This window comes from Mycobacterium sp. 1465703.0 (genome assembly GCF_001672975.1).
Lineage (GTDB): Bacteria > Actinomycetota > Actinomycetes > Mycobacteriales > Mycobacteriaceae > Mycobacterium.
Genome location: NZ_LZKU01000091.1, coordinates 1 through 4,093 on the forward strand (window position 1 = coordinate 1; position 4,093 = coordinate 4,093).

General features: G+C 69.4%; 6 protein-coding genes, 1 pseudogene and 1 riboswitch. Of the genes and pseudogenes, 3 read left to right on the plus strand and 4 right to left on the minus strand.

What is annotated here, in order from left to right; all coding sequences use genetic code 11:
* Both A5625_RS08565 and A5625_RS08570 read left to right on the plus strand, forming a co-directional pair.
* The coding region (locus A5625_RS08565) for a MoaD/ThiS family protein (protein ID WP_066991576.1) at positions 1-227 on the plus strand (227 nt) is incomplete at its 5' end.
* 206 nt (positions 228-433) lie between these two features.
* Positions 434-648, plus strand: a riboswitch (cyclic di-AMP (ydaO/yuaA leader).
* A gap of 13 nt (positions 649-661) precedes the next feature.
* Positions 662-1,570, plus strand: coding sequence for a transglycosylase family protein (locus tag A5625_RS08570; protein WP_066991577.1), 909 nt, complete (start codon positions 662-664; stop codon positions 1,568-1,570).
* 92 nt (positions 1,571-1,662) lie between these two features.
* On the opposite strand, the gene A5625_RS08575 is transcribed toward A5625_RS08570, so the two are convergent.
* Genes A5625_RS08575 through A5625_RS08590 form a run of 4 tightly spaced genes read right to left on the minus strand, consistent with a single transcriptional unit; the run spans position 1,663 to position 3,303 of the window.
* A complete protein-coding gene (locus A5625_RS08575; RefSeq protein WP_066991578.1) occupies positions 1,663-2,088 on the minus strand; it encodes a molybdenum cofactor biosynthesis protein MoaE in 426 nt (141 codons plus the stop codon).
* Entirely contained in the window at positions 2,085-2,567 is a 483-nt protein-coding gene (locus A5625_RS08580; RefSeq protein WP_066991580.1) for a molybdenum cofactor biosynthesis protein B, read from the minus strand. Before A5625_RS08580 ends, A5625_RS08575 begins: the two co-directional genes overlap by 4 nt.
* Positions 2,564-3,094 carry a cyclic pyranopterin monophosphate synthase MoaC gene (gene moaC, locus A5625_RS08585; protein WP_066991579.1) on the minus strand — a complete coding sequence of 177 codons (531 nt, stop codon included), beginning with the start codon at positions 3,092-3,094 and terminating at the stop codon, positions 2,564-2,566. The genes A5625_RS08580 and moaC overlap by 4 nt, the downstream gene beginning before the upstream one ends.
* Before the next feature lie 8 nt (positions 3,095-3,102).
* On the minus strand, positions 3,103-3,303 hold the full coding sequence (locus tag A5625_RS08590; RefSeq protein ID WP_174320979.1) for a hypothetical protein: 201 nt from the start codon (positions 3,301-3,303) through the stop codon (positions 3,103-3,105).
* 129 nt (positions 3,304-3,432) lie between these two features.
* Here A5625_RS08590 and A5625_RS08595 point away from each other — a divergent pair.
* Positions 3,433-4,093, plus strand: a pseudogene (locus A5625_RS08595) (DNA-binding protein); the annotation flags it as partial.

Genomic DNA, 4,093 nt, shown 5'->3' on the forward strand with positions numbered 1-4,093 from the left:
TCGCGGCCGCCCGCGCCGCCGCGGGCATCGAGTCGGAGACGGTGGTGCTGCGCCCCGGAACGACGGTCGGCGACCTGGTCGAGCGGCTCGCCGTTCGGGGATCTCGGCTGGCCACCGTCTTGACCCGATGCTCGTACCTGCGCGACGGGATCGCCGTGCGCGACGAGACCACCCCGTTGCAAACGGGAGACACGGTTGATGTTCTGCCGCCCTTCTCTGGCGGCTGAAACTGTGAAATATCTCACGTAACGGAACCATAACGGCCCGGTCACGCCCCGATATCGCGTGCTATGACCTGCGGAAACACTAAGTGTTCCTGGGGTTTTCGCAGATGGCCGAGAGTGAAACGCCGAGTTTCGCTAGACGTGACGAGACCAACAGAAACCGTTACCGTCTCCGAAGGCTCGCCAGCCTCCCAATTGGCGGACCTCCCCTCCCTATCGCGCCGAGCTCCATCCAATAGGCGGGGGCCCAACCGAACTACATGGATGGAGACGGGGGACCCACCGGTCCACCGTGACCGGATTGGAGCCGCTTGCGGCTCCTAGGGGTGAAGTCGGCGTCGTCGCTTTGCAGACAACGCCGGCCGGGTGGCCTCTCCGACCCGAACCCGACAGCTGACCTCGCAGGCGCGTGACGAGAGAGGAATACATCGGCGCGTATGAGTGGACGTCACCGTAAGCCCAGCAGTTCAAACATCAGCGTCGCCAAGATCGCCGTTACCGGCGCAGTCCTCGGTGGCGGCAGCATCGCCCTAGCCGGCCAAGCGGCCGCGGCCACCGACGGGGAATGGGACCAGGTAGCCCGTTGCGAGTCCGGCGGCAACTGGGCCATCAACACCGGCAATGGCTACCACGGCGGTGTGCAATTCAGCGCCAGCACGTGGGCATCGCACGGCGGCGGCCAATACGCTCCGTCTGCCGAATTGGCCACCAAGGCACAGCAGATCGCAGTCGCCGAGCGGGTTCTCGCGACCCAGGGCCGTGGGGCCTGGCCGGTGTGCGGCGGCCCCCTGTCCGGTCCGTCCCAGCGCGACGTGCCCGCGCCGACCGCCCTCGACGCGCCCGGGGTCAACGGCGCCCCGGCTCCGTTGGCCCCTCCCGCGGACGCGCCCGCACCGGACGCTCCTCCGCCCCCGCCGCCGCCGGATCCGCCCGCTCCGGTGCAGCTGGCCTCGTTTGACCGGCCCGCACCGCCGGACGCTCTCCCGCCACCCCCGGCGGACCTGCCGCCGGCTCCCCCGGCCGACGCCATGCCCCCCGCGCCTCCCGTGGACCTGCCGCCGGCACCCCCGGCCGACGCGACGCCGCCCGCGCCTCCGGTCGACCTGCCGCCCGCGCCTCCGGTCGACCTGCCGCCGGCACCCCCGGCCGACGCGACGCCGCCCGCGCCCCCAGCGGACGCACCGGCCGTCGTGGACACCGACTTCCACGGTTTCGTGCCGGCCGGCATGCCGCAGCAGGTTGACGATGCCAGCTACATCCAGCAGCTGTGGGACGCGGTTCGGGCGCAAGACGTTCACGGAAACGACGCGCTGGACGCTCTCGCCCAGCCATCGCCCAACGCCTAACTCCGCCACAATCCCCGCACGCCCCGAATACCCTCCTGTTCGGGGCGTGTCGGGCGTCGCGTGCCGTTCCGACGGCCGAAATGCCTACGGCGTCAGGCCGAACCGACCCACTCTTCGGTGCCGTCGGCAAAGAATTGGTGTTTCCACACCGGTAGCCGCGCCTTGATGGTGTCAACCAGATGCGCGCAGGTGGCGAATGCAGCCTGCCGGTGATCGGCGGCCACCGCTGCCACCAACGCCGCGTCGCCGATGTGCAGCGCGCCGATTCGGTGGCTGGCGGCGATCGCACGCACGCCGCTGGACTGCCCGGCCACATCGGCCACCACCTCGGCGATCACCTGCTCGGCCGACGGGTGCGCGGAGTACTCCAACCGCACCACCCGGCGTCCGCCGTCGTGATCGCGGATCGTGCCGACGAATCCAACGATGGCCCCGGCCGACTGATGGCCCACCAATTCCTCATGCTCAGCCAGTGAAATCGGGTGCTCGGTCATGGCTGCGCGCAAGACCAGCGTCATCGCTTGTGGTCTTTACCGGCAAGCTGATCGAGCGCGTGGTCGAGCACATCGGCGAGCACCCCCAGGCCGTCGCGCACGCCGCCGGGCGAGCCCGGCAGGTTCACGATCAGCGTCTGGCCGGCCACACCGCACACACCGCGCGACAGGACCGAGGTCGGGACCTTCGGCAGGCCGGACTGGCGGATAGCTTCTGCCAGGCCGGGAATCATGTAGTCGACGACGGCCACGGTCTGGTCCGGCGTGCTGTCGCTGGGCGAGATGCCGGTGCCGCCGGAAGTGATGATGACGTCGACCTCGGCGTCGATCGCCGCGCGCAGCGCTTCGCCGACCGGCGGTCCGTCGGCCACCACCTCCGGCTGCATCGGCGAAAAGCCCCGCTCGGAAAGCCATTCAGCGATGATCGGGCCGCATCGGTCGTCGTACACTCCTGCCGAAGCGCGGGTCGAGGCGATGATGACGCGGGCAGAACGGCTGCTCATGGGCGCGTCCACCTTCCGGTCTTGCCGCCTTCCTTGTGCAGCACTCGAATGTCATCGATCCGTGCGGCCGGGTCCACCGCTTTGATCATGTCGTAAAGCGTCAGGCCCGCGACGCTGACGGCGGTCAGCGCTTCCATCTCCACACCCGTGCGATCGGTGCTTCGCACCGTTGCGGTGATCTCGATGTCCGACTCGCCCACGGTGAAGTCGACATCAACACCGGTGAGCGCGAGCTGATGACAGAGCGGGATGAGATCGCTGGTGCGCTTGGCGGCCTGAATGCCGGCCACCCGCGCGGTGGCCAGTGCATCGCCCTTGGGTAGGCCGCCGCTCGAGATCAGCGCCACAACGTGCGCCGACGTCCGCAGGGCACCCGCGGCGACCGCGGTCCGCTTGGTGGCAACCTTCTCGCTGACGTCGACCATGTGCGCCGCCCCCTGCTCGTCCAGATGCGACAGGGCGCCCCGGCCGGATTCTGCTGATGCCCAGCTCGCCGAGGCTTCCGAGGCCTCACCGGCCCTAGCCATCTGGCGACCTACCGATTGACGACGGTGACCGGGTGCAGGTAGGGCAGATCGGTGGAGGGCAGCGGAAACACCAGCTCGCCGAACGGTGACAACGCACCGGTGCGATCGGTCACGAGTTCACTAACCGCATGGTCGTCGGGATCCGTCGTCGGCCAGCCGTTGTCGACATACTTGGTCTTGCGGGCTTTGCCCTCAGCAGTGTCAGCCACAAGGTCCATTCTGACAGGTGGCCGAGCAGCATGTGCGCAAGACCAGGGTTCGCCGCCCCCGCCGGTGCTCACCCTCCTGGCGCTTCGAGGTCTGCTCGGTACCCGCGACCTGCTTTACGCTGGTCAGCAATGACCGACAACACCCCGGATATCCCGCTGGGGTCGTGGCTGGCCGAGTTGTCCGATGAGCAACTGATCCGACTGTTGGAACTGCGGCCGGACCTCGCCCAGCCCCCACCCGGCAGCATCGCCGCACTGGCCGCGCGAGCCCAGGCGCGCCAGTCGATCAAGGCTGGCACCGACGACCTGGACTTCCTGCGGCTGGCTGTCCTCGACGCGCTGCTGGTGCTGCAGGCCGACGCGGAGCCGGTGCCGACCGCCAAATTGCTCGCGTTGATCGATGACCGCGCCCCCGAAACCGATGTTCTGGACGCGGTGGACGACCTTCGGCAACGCGCCCTGGTGTGGGGTGAGACGGCGCTGCGGGTGGCCGCCGACGCCGGGACGGGAATGCCGTGGCATCCGGGGCAGGTCATTCTCGAGGACACCTCGCGCAGCGCCGAGCAGATCGCCGACCTGCTCGACGACCTCAACCAGGCGCAGCGCGACGTCCTGGACAAACTGCTCGAAGGCTCTCCGATGGGGCGCACCCGGGACGCAGCACCCGGCGCGCCCGGCGACCGGCCGGTGCCCCAGCTGCTGGCCATGGGCCTGCTGCGCCGCATCGACGCCGAGACGGTGATCCTGCCCCGCCACGTCGGGCAGGTGCTGCGCGGCGAGCAGCCCGGCC